This is a genomic window from Streptomyces sp. WELS2 (genome assembly GCF_013870595.1).
Classification (GTDB): Bacteria; Actinomycetota; Actinomycetes; order Streptomycetales; family Streptomycetaceae; genus Streptomyces.
This window is the reverse complement of record NZ_JACBWZ010000004.1, coordinates 1-16,601: the sequence shown is the minus strand read 5'-3', so window position 1 is coordinate 16,601 and position 16,601 is coordinate 1. Positions and strand designations below refer to the sequence as shown.

The 16,601-nt window shown below is 71.1% G+C and carries 17 protein-coding genes; 1 reads left to right on the top strand and 16 read right to left on the bottom strand.

Annotation, left to right across the window (positions count from 1 at the left end; translation table 11 throughout):
• Positions 1–64 precede the first annotated feature (64 nt).
• The 12 genes from coaBC to pyrR all read right to left on the bottom strand — a co-directional run bounded on the left by coaBC (position 65) and on the right by pyrR (position 12,932).
• Positions 65–1,270, bottom strand: a complete 1,206-nt coding sequence (gene coaBC / locus H5J33_RS00665; protein ID WP_258564781.1) for a bifunctional phosphopantothenoylcysteine decarboxylase/phosphopantothenate--cysteine ligase CoaBC — start codon at positions 1,268–1,270, stop codon at positions 65–67.
• A 99-nt stretch (positions 1,271–1,369) separates the two neighbouring features.
• Positions 1,370–1,642 carry a DNA-directed RNA polymerase subunit omega gene (gene rpoZ, locus H5J33_RS00660; protein ID WP_030620214.1) on the bottom strand — a complete coding sequence of 91 codons (273 nt, stop codon included), beginning with the start codon at positions 1,640–1,642 and terminating at the stop codon, positions 1,370–1,372.
• Between the two features lie 53 nt (positions 1,643–1,695).
• Positions 1,696–2,253, bottom strand: coding sequence for a guanylate kinase (gene gmk, locus H5J33_RS00655; RefSeq protein ID WP_181792744.1), 558 nt, complete (start codon positions 2,251–2,253; stop codon positions 1,696–1,698).
• A gap of 61 nt (positions 2,254–2,314) precedes the next feature.
• Positions 2,315–2,638, bottom strand: a complete 324-nt coding sequence (locus tag H5J33_RS00650) for an integration host factor (protein ID WP_003977346.1) — start codon at positions 2,636–2,638, stop codon at positions 2,315–2,317.
• A 299-nt stretch (positions 2,639–2,937) separates the two neighbouring features.
• The gene (gene pyrF / locus H5J33_RS00645; protein ID WP_258564780.1) at positions 2,938–3,840 is read right to left on the bottom strand and encodes an orotidine-5'-phosphate decarboxylase; all 903 of its coding nucleotides are present in this window, start codon (positions 3,838–3,840) and stop codon (positions 2,938–2,940) included.
• A complete protein-coding gene (locus H5J33_RS00640) occupies positions 3,837–4,943 on the bottom strand; it encodes a quinone-dependent dihydroorotate dehydrogenase (protein ID WP_181792743.1) in 1,107 nt (368 codons plus the stop codon). Before H5J33_RS00640 ends, pyrF begins: the two co-directional genes overlap by 4 nt.
• A gap of 51 nt (positions 4,944–4,994) precedes the next feature.
• Positions 4,995–8,303: a carbamoyl-phosphate synthase large subunit gene (gene carB, locus H5J33_RS00635; protein WP_181792742.1), complete on the bottom strand. Its 3,309-nt coding sequence runs from the start codon at positions 8,301–8,303 to the stop codon at positions 4,995–4,997.
• Complete coding sequence (gene carA / locus H5J33_RS00630; RefSeq protein WP_181792741.1) at positions 8,296–9,438, bottom strand: glutamine-hydrolyzing carbamoyl-phosphate synthase small subunit; 1,143 nt, start codon at positions 9,436–9,438, stop codon at positions 8,296–8,298. Before carA ends, carB begins: the two co-directional genes overlap by 8 nt.
• Positions 9,435–9,995 (bottom strand): hypothetical protein, encoded by a 561-nt coding sequence (locus H5J33_RS00625; protein ID WP_181792740.1) that lies wholly within the window; start codon positions 9,993–9,995, stop codon positions 9,435–9,437. Before H5J33_RS00625 ends, carA begins: the two co-directional genes overlap by 4 nt.
• A complete protein-coding gene (locus H5J33_RS00620) occupies positions 9,992–11,278 on the bottom strand; it encodes a dihydroorotase (protein ID WP_181792739.1) in 1,287 nt (428 codons plus the stop codon). Before H5J33_RS00620 ends, H5J33_RS00625 begins: the two co-directional genes overlap by 4 nt.
• 4 nt (positions 11,279–11,282) lie before the next feature.
• Positions 11,283–12,260 (bottom strand): aspartate carbamoyltransferase catalytic subunit, encoded by a 978-nt coding sequence (locus tag H5J33_RS00615; RefSeq protein WP_181792738.1) that lies wholly within the window; start codon positions 12,258–12,260, stop codon positions 11,283–11,285.
• A 90-nt stretch (positions 12,261–12,350) separates the two neighbouring features.
• Positions 12,351–12,932, bottom strand: coding sequence for a bifunctional pyr operon transcriptional regulator/uracil phosphoribosyltransferase PyrR (gene pyrR, locus H5J33_RS00610; RefSeq protein ID WP_181792737.1), 582 nt, complete (start codon positions 12,930–12,932; stop codon positions 12,351–12,353).
• Positions 12,933–13,185: 253 nt separating this feature from the next.
• On the opposite strand from pyrR, the gene bldD reads away from it, so the two are divergent.
• Positions 13,186–13,689, top strand: coding sequence for a transcriptional regulator BldD (gene bldD / locus H5J33_RS00605; RefSeq protein ID WP_014671524.1), 504 nt, complete (start codon positions 13,186–13,188; stop codon positions 13,687–13,689).
• 157 nt (positions 13,690–13,846) lie between these two features.
• Here the strand turns inward: bldD and nusB are convergent, their stop codons facing one another.
• From nusB to H5J33_RS00585, 4 genes are all read right to left on the bottom strand, one after another.
• Positions 13,847–14,281: a transcription antitermination factor NusB gene (nusB, locus tag H5J33_RS00600; protein WP_030795017.1), complete on the bottom strand. Its 435-nt coding sequence runs from the start codon at positions 14,279–14,281 to the stop codon at positions 13,847–13,849.
• Positions 14,282–14,283: 2 nt separating this feature from the next.
• Positions 14,284–14,850 carry an elongation factor P gene (gene efp, locus H5J33_RS00595; protein WP_181792736.1) on the bottom strand — a complete coding sequence of 189 codons (567 nt, stop codon included), beginning with the start codon at positions 14,848–14,850 and terminating at the stop codon, positions 14,284–14,286.
• Between the two features lie 44 nt (positions 14,851–14,894).
• On the bottom strand, positions 14,895–16,001 hold the full coding sequence (locus H5J33_RS00590) for an aminopeptidase P family protein (protein ID WP_181792735.1): 1,107 nt from the start codon (positions 15,999–16,001) through the stop codon (positions 14,895–14,897).
• Positions 16,002–16,071: 70 nt separating this feature from the next.
• The coding region (locus tag H5J33_RS00585; protein ID WP_181792734.1) for a hypothetical protein at positions 16,072–16,601 on the bottom strand (530 nt) is incomplete at its 5' end.

The window sequence follows — 16,601 nt, the reverse complement described above, 5'->3', positions numbered from 1 at the left end:
GTCGCCACGCCCAATTCCAGCCTGGCGTGAACACGACCCCGGGCCGGTCCGGCCGGTGGCGCCGTCAGCCCAGACTCCGGACGACCAGGTCCCAGACGGTGTCGGCGAGGTCCTCCTTGGGGCCGTGCGGCACCGGGGTCTCGCTGCCGTCGGCGCCCAGCACCACGGCCTCGTTCTCCTCGGCGCCGAAGGTCTTGCGCTCCCCCACCTCGTTGACCACGAGCAGGTCACAGCCCTTGCGGGCGAGCTTGGCGCGGCCGTTGGCGAGGACGTCGTCGGTCTCGGCGGCGAAGCCGACGATCACCTGTCCGGGCCGGGCCCGTTCGGCCGAGATCTCGGCGAGGACGTCCGGATTGCGCACCAGGACGATGGGGTCCGGCTCCTGGCCGTCCTTCTTCTTGATCTTTCCGGCGGCATAGGCGGCCGGCCGGAAGTCGGCCACGGCGGCGGCCATGACCACGGCGTCGGCGTCGGCCGCGGCCTTCAGGACGGCCTCGCGCAGCTGCACGGCGGTGCCCACCCGGACGATGTCCACGCCCGCCGGGTCGGGCAGGCCGGTGTTGGCCGCGACCAGCGTGACCCGGGCGCCGCGGGCGGCGGCGGTGCGGGCGAGGGCGTAGCCCTGCTTGCCGGAGGAGCGGTTGCCGAGGAAGCGGACCGGGTCGAGGGGTTCGCGGGTGCCGCCGGCGGAGACGACGACGTGCCGCCCTTCGAGGTCGGGCGCGGCGCTGCCGCGGGCCAGCACCCGGCGGCAGACCTCGAAGATCTCGGCCGGGTCGGGCAGCCGGCCCTTGCCGGTGTCGACGCCGGTGAGGCGGCCGACGGCGGGCTCGATGACGACGGCGCCGCGACGGCGCAGGGTGGCGACGTTCTCCTGGGTGGCCGGGTGCTCCCACATCTCGGTGTGCATCGCGGGTGCGAAGACCACCGGGCAGCGGGCGGTGAGCAGGGTGTTGGTCAGCAGGTCGTCGGCGAGGCCGTGGGCGGCCTTGGCGAGCATGTCGGCGGTGGCCGGGGCCACCACCACCAGGTCGGCGTGCTGCCCGATGCGGACGTGCGGGACCTCGTGGACGTCGTCCCAGACCTCGGTGGCGACCGGGTTGCCGGACAGCGCGGACCAGGTGGCGGCACCGACGAAGTGCAGCGCGGAGGCGGTGGGCACCACGCGGACGTCATGGCCCGACTCCGTGAACCTTCTCAGCAGCTCACAGGCCTTGTACGCGGCGATGCCGCCGCTGACGCCCAGCACGACCTTCGGCTTGTCCACCATGACTCCTCGCATTCGAGAATCTGCACCACCCATGACACACCACAGGCCCGGCAGGATGACTGCCGGGCCTGTGGATAAGTCAATCGCGATCTGAAAGTACTACTGCGCCGGGCCGTCGACAGCCTCGGAGGTCAGCAGACCGGCGTTGATCTCGCGCAGGGCGATCGAGAGCGGCTTCTCGTGCACGTGGGTGTCGACGAGCGGACCGACGTACTCGAGGAGGCCCTCACCGAGCTGCGAGTAGTACGCGTTGATCTGGCGGGCACGCTTGGCCGCGTAGATCACGAGGCTGTACTTCGAGTCGGTCGCCTCGAGAAGCTCGTCGATCGGCGGGTTGATGATGCCCTCGGGCGCGGTGATGGAAGAGGACACGCTCTACCTTCCGATGGATGGAAAAGAATCAGACATCGTGACCACAGTCACGATCACACAACGTCCATCAAGGCTAGCAGCTCGCGGGCCACATCCTCGACGGAGGTGTTGACCAAGGTCACGTCGAACTCCGGCTCGGCCGCCAGTTCGGTCCGCGCCGCCTCGAGACGGCGCTCGATGACCTCCGGCGACTCGGTCCCCCGGCCGGTCAGCCTGCGCACCAGCTCCTCCCAGGAGGGAGGGGCCAGGAACACCAGCTGGGCGTCGGACATGGACTCGCGGATCTGCCGGGCGCCCTGGAGGTCGATCTCCAGCAGGACGGGCTCGCCGTTCTCCAGCCGCTCCTGCACGGCCGCGCGCGGCGTGCCGTAGCGGTTGCCGGCGAACTCGGCCCACTCCAGCAGCTCGCCGTTGGCGATCAGCTTGTCCATCTCCTCGTCGGTGACGAAGAAGTAGTGGACTCCGTGCTGCTCGCCGGGGCGCGGCTTGCGGGTGGTCGCCGACACCGAGAGCCAGACGTCGGGGTGTTCCTTGCGCATATGGGCGACGACCGTGCTCTTGCCGACCCCCGAGGGGCCGGAGAGCACGGTCAGCCGCGGACGTTCACTCATGCAGCGATTATTCCAGCAATCCCGGGGTGCCCGGGACTCCCGGTCCGCCGGGCGGGCGGACTCAGGAGCCGGTGCTGCCGAACTCACGCTCCAGGGAGGCGATCTGGTTCGACCCGAGACCGCGCACGCGGCGGCTCTCGGAGATGCCCAGACGCTCCATGATCTGCTTGGCGCGGACCTTGCCCACGCCCGGCAGGGACTCCAGCAGCGCGGAGACCTTCATCTTGCCGATGACGTCGTTTTCCTGGCCCTGCTTGATGACCTCGTGCAGGGAGGCGCCGGAGTGCTTGAGTCGATTCTTGACCTCGGCCCGCTCCCGGCGAGCCGCGGCGGCCTTTTCGAGCGCGGCTGCGCGCTGTTCAGGGGTAAGGGGCGGAAGAGCCACGCCTACGTCACCTCGGATGTCGAACTGTCGGATACGGACCGGTGAGGAACCTGGACGCCCCACACCTGGGGGTTACGAGCAACACATTGCCCGACCTCCCCCCACTGCCTTGAGGGGCATGGGAGGTTCCCCACTGCCTCGGAGACTAGCGGGCAAGTCCGCCAGAGTCAGCGAGAACAGCGGAAAAGTCCTGGTCAGCCTCCGTCAGGTCGGACATTTTGGACATATTGCCCCCGATTTGAGGATGTATTCACACCGCGGACGACATGATCGCGCCTCGCCGGGCACCTCACCGCGGCTCAGCCCGCGGTGACGGCCTGCCGGATCTCCGCCGCGAACCGGTCGGCCGCCCCGCGCAGCGCGCCCGTGTCGGGGCCGTGCCGCAGCACGGCACGGCTGACATTGGGCACCACGTTGCGGACGGCCGCCCCGAAGACCCGGGGGAGGTCGGCCGGGGTCGCGCCCTGGGCACCGATGCCGGGGGCGAGGAGCGGGCCGCCCATGTCCAGGTCGTACGACGACAGGTCGCCGAGCGTGGCGCCGACGACCGCGCCGAAGGACCCCAGCGGCTCCTCCCCCGCGTTCTCGGCCGCCAGGTGGGCCAGCATGGTCGCCCCGACCGTACGGCCGTCGGCGCGCACCGCGTGCTGCACCTCGCCGCCCTCCGGGTTGGAGGTGAGCGCCAGCACGAACAGCCCGGCGCCGCTCTCCCTGGCCAGCGCGACGGCCGGGGAGAGGGAGCCGTACCCGAGGTAGGGCGAGACGGTCAGGGCGTCGGAGAACAGCGGGGCGTCCGGGCGCAGGAACGCCTCCGCGTAGGCGGCCATGGTCGAGCCGATGTCGCCGCGCTTGGCGTCCATCACGACCAGGGCGCCGGCCGCTCGCGCCTCCTGGACCGACTTCTCCAGCACGGCGAGGCCGCGCGAGCCGAACCGTTCGAAGAAGGCGCTCTGCGGCTTCAGGACGGCCACCCGGTCGGCCAGGGCCTCGACGACCGTGCGGCTGAACCGCTCCAGGCCGGCGATGTCGTCGGCCAGGCCCCACTCGGCGAGCAGGGAGGCGTGCGGGTCGATGCCGACGCACAGCGGGCCGCGCTCGTCCATGGCGCGGCGCAGCCGGGCGCCGAAGGGCTCTCCGGAAAACGTCTGTCGCCCGGAGGGCCTCGTTGAGGGGTGGTGGCCGGGCGACGGGTGGGCGGTCATGCGGGCTTCCTCACATCGGCGCCGACCGCGTCGGCGAGGGTGGCGTACGGGCTGGTGCGCAGGCGGGCGGTGAGGCCCTTGTGGATGGACCGGCACCAGAAGGGGCCCTGGTAGATGAAGGCGCTGTAGCCCTGGACCAGCGTCGCACCGGCCAGGATGCGCTGCCAGGCGTCCTCGGCGGTCTCGACGCCGCCGACGCCCACCAGGGTGATCCGGTCGCCCACGCGCGCGTACAGGCGCCGCAGGACCTCCAGGGAGCGTTCCTTGAGGGGTGCCCCGGACAGCCCGCCGGTCTCCGCCACCAGCGCGGGCGCGGAGCGCAGGCCCAGGCCCTCGCGGGCGATGGTGGTGTTGGTGGCGATGATGCCGTCCAGGCCCAGTTCCACGGCGAGGTCGGCGACCGCGTCGATGTCCTCGTCCGCGAGGTCGGGGGCGATCTTCACCAGCAGCGGGACGCGCCGGCCGGGGACGGCCCGGTCGGCGGCCTCGCGCACGGCGGTGAGCAGCGGGCGCAGGTGGTCCACCGCCTGGAGGTTGCGCAGCCCGGGGGTGTTGGGCGAGGAGACGTTGACGACGAGGTAGTCCGCGTGGGGCGCGAGCCGCTCAGCCGACTTCACGTAGTCGGCGACGGCCTCCGCCTCGGGGACGACCTTGGTCTTGCCGATGTTGACGCCGACGACGGTCTTGAAGACCGCCTCGCGCGAGGCCAGGCGGGCGGCCACGGCCAGCGAACCGTCGTTGTTGAAGCCCATGCGGTTGATCAGCGCGCGGTCGGCGACGAGCCGGAACAGCCGCTTCCTGGGGTTGCCGGGCTGCGGCTCCCCCGTCACCGTGCCGATCTCGACGTGGTCGAAGCCCAGCATCGACATCCCGTCGATGGCGACGGCGTTCTTGTCGAAGCCCGCGGCCAGCCCGAACGGGCCGTGCATCCGCAGCCCGAACGCCTCGGTGCGCAGCTCCTTGTGGCGGGGCGCGAGGACGGCGGCGACGAAGGTGCGCAGCACGGGGACGCGGGCGGCCAGACGGATCCACCGGAAGGCCAGGTGGTGCGCCTGCTCGGGGTCCATGCGCCGGAAGACCAGCTGGAAAAAGAACTTGTACATGGTGTCCTCGTGAAGAGGGGGACACCGTTTCCGGTGTCCCCCTCGGGGCTGCTAGTCGCGGGCGGCGGTCAGGCGTTCCGCGTGTTCCTGGAGGGAGCGGACGCCCACGTCGCCGTGGTTGAGGGCGTCGATGCCCTGGACGGCCGCCGCGAGCGCCTGGACGGTCGTCAGGCACGGCACGGAGCGGGCCACCGCGGCGGTGCGGATGTCGTAGCCGTCGAGGCGGCCGCCGGTGCCGTACGGGGTGTTGACGATGAGGTCGACCTCACCGTCGTGGATGAGCTGGACGATGGTCCGCTCACCGTTCGGGCCGGTGCCCTCGGACTGCTTGCGCACGACCGTGGCGTTGATGCCGTTGCGCTTGAGGACCTCGGCGGTGCCGGAGGTGGCGAGCAGCTCGAAGCCGTGGGCGACCAGCTCGCGCGCCGGGAAGATCATCGAGCGCTTGTCGCGGTTGGCGACCGAGATGAACGCGCGGCCCTTGGTGGGCAGCGGGCCGTAGGCACCCGCCTGCGACTTGGCGTACGCCGTGCCGAAGACGGAGTCGATGCCCATGACCTCGCCGGTGGAGCGCATCTCCGGGCCGAGGACGGTGTCCACGCCCCGGCCGTGGATGTCGCGGAACCGCGACCACGGCAGGACGGCCTCCTTGACGGAGATCGGCGCGTCCAGCGGCAGCTCGCCGCCGTCGCCGTTCTTCGGCAGCAGGCCCTCGGCGCGCAGCTCGGCGATGGTCGCGCCCAGCGAGATCCGGGCGGCGGCCTTGGCCAGCGGCACCGCGGTCGCCTTGGAGGTGAAGGGCACCGTGCGGGAGGCGCGCGGGTTGGCCTCCAGGACGTAGAGGATGTCGCCGGCCATCGCGAACTGGATGTTGATCAGGCCGCGCACGCCGACGCCCTTGGCGATGGCCTCGGTGGAGGCGCGCAGCCGCTTGATGTCGAAGCCGCCGAGGGTGATCGGGGGCAGGGCGCACGCCGAGTCGCCGGAGTGGATGCCGGCCTCCTCGATGTGCTCCATCACACCGCCGAGGTACAGCTCCTCGCCGTCGTAGAGCGCGTCGACGTCGATCTCGATGGCGTCGTCGAGGAAGCGGTCGACGAGGACCGGCCGGGAGGGGCTGATCTCGGTCGACTCGGCGATGTAGGAGGCGAGGCGGGTCTCGTCGTAGACGATCTCCATGCCGCGTCCGCCGAGCACGTACGAGGGCCGCACCAGGACCGGGTAGCCGATCTCGTCGGCGATGGCCTTGGCCTCGGCGAAGGTGGTGGCCGTGCCGTGCTTGGGGGCCGGCAGGCCGGCCTCGGCGAGGACGCGGCCGAAGGCGCCGCGGTCCTCGGCCGCGTGGATGGCCTCCGGGGAGGTGCCCACGATCGGCACGCCGTTGTCCTTCAGGGCCTGCGACAGGCCGAGCGGGGTCTGGCCGCCGAGCTGGACGATGACGCCCGCGACCGGGCCGGCCTGCTGCTCGGCGTGGACGATCTCCAGCACGTCTTCCAGCGTCAGCGGCTCGAAGTACAGGCGGTCGGAGGTGTCGTAGTCCGTGGAGACGGTCTCCGGGTTGCAGTTGACCATCACCGTCTCGTACCCGGCGTCGGCCAGCGCGAAGGAGGCGTGGACGCAGGAGTAGTCGAACTCGATGCCCTGGCCGATGCGGTTCGGGCCGGAGCCGAGGATGATCACGGCCGGCTTCTCGCGCCGGGCGACCTCGCTCTCCTCGTCGTAGGAGGAGTAGAAGTACGGCGTCTTCGCGGCGAACTCGGCGGCGCAGGTGTCCACCGTCTTGTAGACCGGGCGGATGCCGAGGGCGTGCCGGACCTCGCGGACGACGTCCTCGCGCAGGCCGCGGATCTCGCCGATCTGCTGGTCGGAGAAGCCGTGCCGCTTGGCCTCGGCGAGCAGGTCGGCGGTCAGTTCGGGGGCCTCGGCCAGCTCGTCCGCGATCTCCTTGATCAGGAACAGCTGGTCCACGAACCAGGGGTCGATCTTCGTGTACTCGAAGACCTCTTCCGGGGTGGCGCCCGCGCGGATGGCCTGCATGACCGTGTTGATCCGGCCGTCGGTGGGCCGTACGGCCTCGCGCAGCAGGGTCTCCTTGTCGCCGGGCTCGCCGACGAAGGTGAACTGGCTGCCCTTCTTCTCCAGCGAGCGCAGCGCCTTCTGGAAGGCCTCGGGGAAGTTGCGGCCGATGGCCATGGCCTCGCCGACCGACTTCATGGTGGTGGTCAGCGTGGAGTCGGCCTGCGGGAACTTCTCGAAGGCGAACCGGGGGGCCTTGACGACCACGTAGTCCAGGGTCGGCTCGAAGGAGGCCGGGGTCTCCTGGGTGATGTCGTTCGGGATCTCGTCCAGCGTGTAGCCGACGGCCAGCTTGGCGGCGATCTTGGCGATCGGGAAGCCGGTGGCCTTGGAGGCGAGCGCCGAGGAACGCGACACGCGCGGGTTCATCTCGATGACGATGACGCGGCCGTCCTCGGGGTTGACCGCGAACTGGATGTTGCAGCCGCCGGTGTCGACGCCGACCTCGCGGATGATCGCGATGCCGACGTCGCGCAGCACCTGGTACTCGCGGTCGGTCAGCGTCATCGCCGGGGCGACGGTGATCGAGTCGCCGGTGTGCACGCCCATCGGATCGAAGTTCTCGATGGAGCAGACGACCACGACGTTGTCGTTCTTGTCGCGCATCAGCTCCAGCTCGTACTCCTTCCAGCCGAGGATGGACTCCTCCAGGAGCACCTCGGTGGTCGGGGAGAGCGTCAGGCCCTGGCCGGCGATGCGGCGCAGCTCCTCCTCGTCGTGCGCGAAGCCGGAGCCGGCGCCGCCCATGGTGAAGGAGGGGCGCACGACGACCGGGTAGCCGCCGAGCGTCTCGACGCCCTCGAGGACGTCGTCCATGGAGTGGCAGATCACCGAGCGGGCGGACTCGCCGTGCCCGATCTTCTTGCGGACCTCCTCCACGACGTCCTTGAACAGGTCGCGGTCCTCGCCCTTGTGGATCGCCTCGGGCTTGGCGCCGATCAGCTCCACGCCGTACTTGGCGAGCACGCCGTTCTCGTGCAGGGAGATGGCGGTGTTCAGGGCCGTCTGGCCGCCCAGGGTGGGCAGCAGGGCGTCCGGGCGCTCCTTGGCGATGATCTTCTCGACGAACTCGGGGGTGATCGGCTCGACGTAGGTGGCGTCGGCGATCTCCGGGTCGGTCATGATCGTCGCCGGGTTGGAGTTGACCAGGATGACGCGCAGGCCCTCGGCCTTGAGCACGCGGCACGCCTGGGTGCCGGAGTAGTCGAACTCGGCGGCCTGGCCGATGACGATCGGGCCGGAGCCGATGACCAGGACGGACTGGATATCGGTGCGCTTAGGCACGCTGGCCCTCCATCAGGGAAACGAAGCGGTCGAACAGGTAGGCGGCGTCGTGCGGACCGGCTGCCGCTTCGGGGTGGTACTGGACGGAGAAGGCGGGCTGGTCGAGCAGCTGGAGCCCCTCCACGACGTTGTCGTTCAGGCAGACGTGCGAGACCTCGGCGCGGCCGAACCTCGTCTCGCTGACCTTGTCGAGCGGCGCGTCCACGGCGAAGCCGTGGTTGTGCGCGGTGACCTCGACCTTGCCGGTCGTACGGTCCTGGACCGGCTGGTTGATGCCGCGGTGGCCGTACTTCAGCTTGTAGGTGCCGAAGCCGAGGGCGCGGCCGAGGATCTGGTTGCCGAAGCAGATGCCGAACAGGGGCGTCCTGCGCTCCAGCACGGCGGTCATCAGCGCGACCGGACCGTCGGCGGTCGCCGGGTCGCCGGGGCCGTTGGAGAAGAACACGCCGTCCGGGTCGACGGCGTAGACGTCGTCGGCGGTGGCGGTGGCGGGCAGGACGTGCACCTCGATGCCGCGCTCGGCCATGCGCTGCGGGGTCATGCCCTTGATGCCGAGGTCGATGGCGGCGACGGTGAAGCGCTTCTCGCCGACGGCCGGGACGACGTACGCCTCCTTGGTCGCGACCTCCTCGTAGAGGCTCGCGCCCTTCATCTGCGGCTGGGCCTGCACGCGCGCCAGGAGGTCCGCGTCGGAGGCGATGGCCTCACCGGAGAAGATGCCGGCCCGCATGGAGCCGCGCTCGCGCAGGTGGCGGGTGAGGGCGCGGGTGTCGATGCCGGAGATCCCGACCACGCCCTGGCGCTCCAGTTCGTCGTCCAGGGAGCGCTTGGCCCGCCAGTTGGACGGCACGCGCGCGGGGTCGCGCACGACGTAGCCGGAGACCCAGATGCGGGACGACTCGTCGTCCTCGTCGTTCCAGCCGGTGTTGCCGATCTGCGGGGCGGTCGCGACGACGATCTGGCGGTCGTACGACGGGTCGGTGAGGGTCTCCTGGTAGCCGGTCATGCCGGTGGAGAACACGGCCTCGCCGAAGGTCTCCCCCACGGCCCCGTAGGCGCGGCCGCGGAAGGTGCGGCCGTCCTCCAGGACGAGTACGGCGGGAACCCTGGCGGCTCCCCTGGTGGAGGTCGTCATCGTGCGCCTTCCGTGTCGTTGGTCATCTGATTCAGGGTGTCGACCCATTCGGCGTGCTCGGCCGAGCGGTCGGAGCGGAAGCCGGAGTCGATCAGCTTGTCGCCGTGTTGCCAGGTCACCACCAGCAGTCCGCCCTCGGTGAGGACCTTGCCGGCGATGCCCTTGTCCAGGCGGGCGCCGCGCAGGGCGGCCCGGGGGACGAAGAAGTCGGCGGCGCCGGGGCGCTCGACCTCCAGGCCCGCGTCGGTCAGGGTGAGCTCGGCCCGGCTGCGGGTGCCCAGGCCGTGGGCCACGATGCGGTCCAGCCACTGCCCGGCGGTGGTGGAGCCGTGGTAGCGGCCGCTCATGCCCAGTCTGGCCGGGCCGGTGTCCTCGGGCGCGGCGGGCAGCGGCGGCAGGCCCGCCTGGAGGGTGCCGCGCCACTTCCAGCCCTCGCGCATCAGCCAGTAGACCAGCGCGATGAACAGGGCCAGACCGACGAGCCAGCCGATCCGGGCCCCCCAGTCGGTGACCTCGGCCGACTTCTTCGCCTCGGCCAGCAGGATTACAGGTGTCACGTGAGCTTCCCGTCGACGAGCGTGGCCTTGCCCCGCAGCCACGTGTGCGTGACACGGCCCGGCAGCTCACGGCCCTCGTAGGGGGTGTTGCGGCTGCGCGAGGCGAAGCCCGCGGGGTCCACCGGGCCACGGTATGCCGTGTCGACGAGGGTGAGGTTGGCGGGCTCACCAGCCGAGACGGGCCGGCCGTGACCGGTGGCCTGGCCGATCCGCGCGGGCTTGACGGACATCCGGTCGGCGACGCCGGCCCAGTCCAGCAGGCCCGTGTCGACCATGGTCTCCTGGACCACCGACAGCGCGGTCTCCAGGCCGACCATGCCCATGGCGGCGGCGGCCCACTCGCAGTCCTTGTCCTCGTGCGGGTGCGGCGCGTGGTCGGTGGCGACGATGTCGATCGTGCCGTCGGCGAGCGCCTCGCGCAGGGCCATCACGTCGCGCTCGGTGCGCAGCGGCGGGTTGACCTTGTAGACCGGGTTGTAGGTGCGCACCAGCTCGTCGGTCAGCAGCAGGTGGTGCGGGGTGACCTCGGCGGTGACCCGGATGCCGCGGGACTTGGCCCAGCGGACGATCTCGACGCTGCCGGCGGTCGACAGGTGGCAGATGTGGACGCGGGAGCCGACGTGCTCGGCGAGCAGCACGTCCCGGGCGATGATCGACTCCTCGGCGACGGCGGGCCAGCCGCCCAGGCCCAGCTCGGCGGAGACGACGCCCTCGTTCATCTGGGCGCCCTCGGTGAGCCGCGGCTCCTGCGCGTGCTGGGCGACGACGCCGTCGAAGGCCTTCACGTACTCCAGCGCGCGGCGCATGATCACCGCGTCGTCCACGCACTTGCCGTCGTCGGAGAAGACGGTGACGCCGGCGGCGGACTCGTGCATGGCGCCGAGCTCGGCGAGCTTCCTGCCCTCCAGGCCGACGGTGACGGCGCCGATCGGCTGGACGTCGCAGTAGCCGTGTTCCCGGCCCAGCCGCCAGACCTGCTCTACGACGCCGGCGGTGTCGGCGACCGGGAAGGTGTTGGCCATGGCGAAGACGGCCGTGTAGCCGCCGCTCGCCGCGGCGCGGGTGCCGGTGAGGACGGTCTCGGAGTCCTCGCGGCCGGGCTCGCGCAGGTGGGTGTGCAGGTCGACCAGGCCCGGCAGCAGCACCTTGCCGGCGGCCTCGACCACCTCGGCGCCCTCGGCGGCCAGGCCCGTGCCGACCTCGGCGATGGTCTCGCCGTCGATCAGCACGTCCTGCGCCTCGCCGCCGAGCACCTTCGCACCACGGATCAGGATCTTGCTCATGGTCTTACTTCTCCTCGGTACGAGAGTGGGTGACGGCGGGCTCGTTGCCACCGAGCAGCAGGTACAGGACGGCCATCCGGATGGAGACGCCGTTGGCGACCTGTTCGACGGCGGTGCAGCGGCCGGAGTCGGCGACCTCGGCGGTGATCTCCATGCCGCGGACCATCGGGCCGGGGTGCATCACGATCGCGTGCTCGGGCAGCCGGGCCATGCGGTCGCCGTCGAGGCCGTAGCGCCGGGAGTACTCGCGCTCGGTCGGGAAGAAGGCCGCGTTCATGCGTTCGCGCTGGACGCGGAGCATCATCACGGCGTCGCACTTGGGCAGCGTGCTGTCGAGGTCGTAGGAGACCGCGCACGGCCAGGACTCGACGCCGACCGGCACCAGGGTGGGCGGGGCGACCAGGGTGACCTCGGCGCCGAGGGTGTGCAGCAGGTCGACGTTGGAGCGGGCGACCCGGCTGTGCAGGACGTCGCCGACGATGGTGATCCGCTTGCCGGACAGGTCCTGGCCGAGTCCGGCGTCGCGGCCGACCAGCCGGCGGCGCAGGGTGAAGGCGTCCAGCAGGGCCTGGGTGGGGTGCTGGTGGGTGCCGTCGCCGGCGTTGATGACGGCCGCGTCGATCCAGCCGGAGTTGGCGAGCCGGTACGGGGCCCCGGAGGCGCCGTGCCGGATGACCACGGCGTCGACGCCCATGGCCTCCAGGGTCTGGGCGGTGTCCTTCAGGGACTCGCCCTTGGACACCGACGAGCCCTTGGCGGAGAAGTTGATGACGTCCGCGGACAGCCGCTTCTCCGCGGCCTCGAAGGAGATGCGCGTCCGCGTGGAGTCCTCGAAGAAGAGGTTGACGACCGTCCGGCCACGCAGGGTCGGCAGCTTCTTGATCGGCCGGTCGGCGACCCGGGCCATCTCCTCGGCGGTGTCGAGGATCAGGACGGCGTCGTCGCGGGTGAGGTCGGCGGCCGAGATGAGATGGCGCTGCATCTGACAGGCTCCGTAAGGCAGTTCATTCGGGAGATTTCGGGCAGACAGGCGCGTGCGGGGGCACGCCGGGGCGGCCGTGCGCCTGTCGTGCTACTGGGCGGCCGGCTTCGCACCGAGCAGCACGGTGTCGCGACCGTCCTCCTCGGCGAGCTGGACCTTGACCGTCTCCCGCAGCGACGTGGGGAGGTTCTTGCCGACGTAGTCGGCGCGGATCGGCAGTTCCCGGTGGCCGCGGTCGACCAGGACCGCGAGCTGCACCGCGCGGGGGCGCCCGATGTCGTTCAGGGCGTCCAGGGCGGCGCGGATGGTGCGGCCGGAGAAGAGCACGTCGTCGACGAGGACGACCAGCTTGCCGTCGATGCCGTCACCGGGGATCTCGGTGCGGGCCAGCGCACGCGGCGGGTGCATGCGCAGGTCGTCGCGGTACATGGTGATGTCGAGGGAGCCGACCGGGATCTCGCGGTCGGTGATCTGCGCCAGCTTGGCGGCGAGCCGCCGGGCGAGGAAGACGCCCCGGGTCGGAATGCCGAGGAGCACCACGTCGTCGGCGCCCTTGGCGCGCTCGACGATCTCGTGGGCGATACGGGTCAGCACCCGCGCGATGTCGGGGCCTTCGAGTACGGGCCGGGCATCGGTCGCTTGCGGATGCACGGGCGTGTCGTGCTTGTCCATACGAAACGGACCTCCTTCTCCGCCTCACGGGACGGACCTTAAAGGACGTCGGAATTGCGCCATCCACCGTAGCAGGTCCCGCGGGGGCCTTCTGTCACCCCCTTGGCCTAACGGACGGCCGCTACCACGGAAGAGTCGGTGTGGACCATTCGGCTTGACGCAGGAGAGTCACGCTGCGTAACCTCACAGTGAGTTACCAGCCGCGCGGCGGGAAGACAGTCCGGTCGCGTCGACACAGTGTCCGGGGAGCTATATGTCCAGCGAATACGCCAAACAGCTCGGGGCCAAGCTCCGGGCCATCCGCACCCAGCAGGGCCTTTCCCTCCACGGTGTCGAGGAGAAGTCCCAGGGTCGCTGGAAGGCCGTGGTGGTGGGTTCGTACGAGCGCGGCGACCGTGCCGTGACCGTACAGCGCCTCGCCGAGCTGGCCGATTTCTATGGCGTTCCGGTGCAGGAGCTCCTGCCGGGCACCACGCCGGGCGGCGCCGCCGAGCCGCCGCCGAAGCTGGTCCTGGACCTGGAGCGGCTGGCCACCGTGCCGGCCGAGAAGGCGGGCCCCCTGCAGCGCTACGCGGCGACGATCCAGTCCCAGCGCGGTGACTACAACGGCAAGGTGCTCTCCATCCGCCAGGACGATCTGCGCACACTCGCCGTCATCTACGACCAGTCGCCCTCGGTCCTCACCGAGCAGCTGATCAGCTGGGGCGTCCTGGACGCGGACGCGCGCCGCGCGGTGGCCACGCACGAAGAGGCGTGACAACCAGCCATACCCGAGCAGAAACGTGCCGCCGGGGTGGCCGGAACCTTACGGTTCCGGCCACCCCGGCGGCTTTTTCCGCCCGTCCGCGCCAACACGGGAGGGCCCGTGACACCGGTTCGGTGCCACGGGCCCTCCAGCGGTGCCGTACCGGGCTCTACGCCTCGTCCCGGCGCAGGGACGGCTTGAGGTCCTTCAGCCGGCCCAGCAGGCCGTTGACGAACGACGGCGACTCGTCGGTGGAGAACTCCTTCGCCAGCTGCACCATCTCGTCCAGGACGACGGCGTCCGGGGTCTCGTCGACCCAGATCAGCTCGTACGCGCCCAGCCGCAGGATGTTGCGGTCCACGACCGGCATCCGGTCGAGCGTCCACCCCACCGCGTACTGGGAGATCAGCTCGTCGATCCGCCGCGCGTGCTCCGCGTAGCCCTCGACCAGCTGCATCGTGTACTCGCTGACCGGGGGCTGCCGGGTGTCGGCCCGGGAGAGCCGGATCCAGTCCGCGAGGACCGTCAGGACGTCGGCGCCGCGCTGGTCGCCCTCGAAGAGGATCTGGAAGGCGCGCTTGCGGGCCGTGTTGCGGGCAGCCACGGTTAGCTGTTCACCCGGCCGAGGTAGTCGCTGGTGCGGGTGTCGACCTTGATCTTCTCACCGGTGGTGATGAAGAGCGGGACCTGGATCTGGTGACCGGTCTCCAGCGTGGCGGGCTTGGTGCCACCGGTGGAGCGGTCGCCCTGGACGCCCGGCTCGGTCTCGGCGACGGTCAGCTCGACGGCGGCCGGGAGCTCCACGAAGAGCACCTCGCCCTCGTGCTGGGCGACGGTGGCCTCGAAGCCCTCGATGAGGAAGTTGGCGGCGTCGCCGACGGCCTTGCGGTCGACCATCAGCTGGTCGTAGGTGTCCATGTCCATGAAGACGAAGTACTCGCCGTCCATGTACGAGAACTGCATGGTCCGCTTGTCGACGGTGGCCGTCTCGACCTTGACGCCGGCGTTGAAGGTCTTGTCGACGACCTTCCCGGAGAGCACGTTCTTGAGCTTGGTGCGCACGAAGGCCGGGCCCTTGCCGGGCTTGACGTGCTGGAACTCGACGACGGACCAGAGCTGGCCGCCTTCGAGCTTGAGCACCATGCCGTTCTTGAGGTCGTTCGTGGAAGCCACGGTTGCGGAATCTCCTGGACTGACGTACGACCCCGGGTCACGCGCTACAGCGCGAGCAGCTCCTTGGTCGTGATGGTGAGTAGCTCGGGTCCGCCGTCCGCCTCTGGGCGTACGACGAGCGTGTCATCGATCCGGACGCCGCCCCGGCCCGGGAGGTGGACCCCCGGTTCGACGGTGACCGGCACGCAAGCGTCCAGTTTACCCATGGCCGAGGGGGCCAACTGCGGGTCCTCCTGGATTTCGAGTCCGACCCCGTGCCCGGTCAGCGGTGGCAGGGCTTCCGCATAGCCCGCCGAGTCCAGCACCTGACGTGCCGCGCGGTCGACGTCACGGCAGGCGGCACCCGGCGCGAGGAACTCCCGTCCGGCGCGCTGGGCGGCGAAGACGAGGTCGTACAGCTCGATCTGCCAGTCGGCGGGCGAGGTGCCGATGACGAAGGTGCGGCCGATCTCGCAGCGGTAGCCGCGGTAGCCGGCCCCCAGGCAGACGGAGAGGAAGTCGCCCTCCTCCACGCGCCGGTCGGTGGGGCGGTGGCCGCGGCGGCCGGCGTGCGGCCCGGTGGCCACGGAGGTGGGGAAGGCCGGGCCGTCGGCGCCGTGGTCGACCAGGCGCCGCTCCAGCTCCAGCGCGAGGTGCCGTTCGGTGCGGCCGACCAGGATGGACTCCAGCAGCTCGCCGAGGGCCTGGTCGGCGATCTCGGCGCCGATGCGCAGGCAGGAGATCTCCTCCTCGTCCTTGACCACCCTGAGCTGTTCGACGGCCCCGCCGAGGTCGGCCAGGCGCAGCCCGGGGGCGACGGAGGCGAGGGCGCGGTGGCGGGACACGGTGAGGTGGTGCTCCTCGACCGCGAGGGAGTCGGCGCCCTGGGCCAGGGCGAGACCGGCCGCGGTCACGGCGGTGTCGCCGCCGTTCGCCGGCAGGACGTGCAGGCGCACGCTCTCGTCCGGCCTGCCCTCGTAGGGGCGGTCGTCCGGCGGGCCGGCGCACACCAGGAGGTCCTCGCTCCCGCCGAGCAGCAGCACGGAGCCCCGCGGGGCCGCGGCGGCGAGATAGCGGACGTTGGCCGGGCGGGTGACGAGCGCTGCCGCGGTGCCGGCCGCGTTGATGTGGTCCCTCAGCCGGGATCGGCGGTTCGCGTACACCTCTGACATGAGATGAGCGTAGGAGTTTTGTCCGGGTTGTGCCGATCGGGAGGGGCCGAGTGGGGTCGCGGGCGGCCGCCTACCAGCTCGGTGGGCTCGCGATCGCTCTCGCCAGGACCTCGTCCAGGACCCTGGCCGTACCGGGGATGTCCAGCTGGGAGTTGTCGATGATCGGCAGTCCCGAGCCGTACCAGCCGGCCATGCGGCCGTGGATGCGGGCCACCTCCTCGTCGGTGAGGCGGCGGTTGCCGGTGCGCTCCGCGTTGCGCTCCAGGACGATGTCCAGGCCCGGCAGCAGGACCACCGGGAGCAGGCCGGGGCCCACGTGCCGCTTCCAGCCGCCGAGGCCCACGACCGGACGGTCCGGGAAGACGGCGTCGTCCAGGATGCAGGAGATGCCGTTGGCCAGGAAGTTGCGGGCGGCGAAGCCGCAGGTGCGGCGGGCCAGGCGGTACTGGGCCTCCGAGTTCTCGTTCCAGCCGGACTGGGGGTCGGCGAAGCCGGAGCGGACCCATTCGCGCACGTCGTCCAGGCTGATGTGGGCGGTGGGGACGCGCCGGTGGTCCGCCCAGTACCTGGCGACGCTGGTCTTGCCCGCACCGGCCGGGC

Bases quoted from the DNA above. Each gene is read 5' to 3' on its own strand.
- carA (WP_181792741.1), bottom strand. From the start codon at position 9,438: ATGACGACCTCCACCAGGGGAGCCGCCAGGGTTCCCGCCGTACTCGTC.
- pyrF (WP_258564780.1), bottom strand. From the start codon at position 3,840: ATGACCGCCCACCCGTCGCCCGGCCACCACCCCTCAACGAGGCCCTCC.
- coaBC (WP_258564781.1), bottom strand. From the start codon at position 1,270: ATGGTGGACAAGCCGAAGGTCGTGCTGGGCGTCAGCGGCGGCATCGCC.
- H5J33_RS00620 (WP_181792739.1), bottom strand. From the start codon at position 11,278: ATGAGCAAGATCCTGATCCGTGGTGCGAAGGTGCTCGGCGGCGAGGCG.
- bldD (WP_014671524.1), top strand. From the start codon at position 13,186: ATGTCCAGCGAATACGCCAAACAGCTCGGGGCCAAGCTCCGGGCCATC.
- H5J33_RS00615 (WP_181792738.1), bottom strand. From the start codon at position 12,260: ATGCAGCGCCATCTCATCTCGGCCGCCGACCTCACCCGCGACGACGCC.
- gmk (WP_181792744.1), bottom strand. From the start codon at position 2,253: ATGAGTGAACGTCCGCGGCTGACCGTGCTCTCCGGCCCCTCGGGGGTC.
- pyrR (WP_181792737.1), bottom strand. From the start codon at position 12,932: ATGGACAAGCACGACACGCCCGTGCATCCGCAAGCGACCGATGCCCGG.
- H5J33_RS00590 (WP_181792735.1), bottom strand. From the start codon at position 16,001: ATGTCAGAGGTGTACGCGAACCGCCGATCCCGGCTGAGGGACCACATC.
- H5J33_RS00640 (WP_181792743.1), bottom strand. From the start codon at position 4,943: ATGTACAAGTTCTTTTTCCAGCTGGTCTTCCGGCGCATGGACCCCGAG.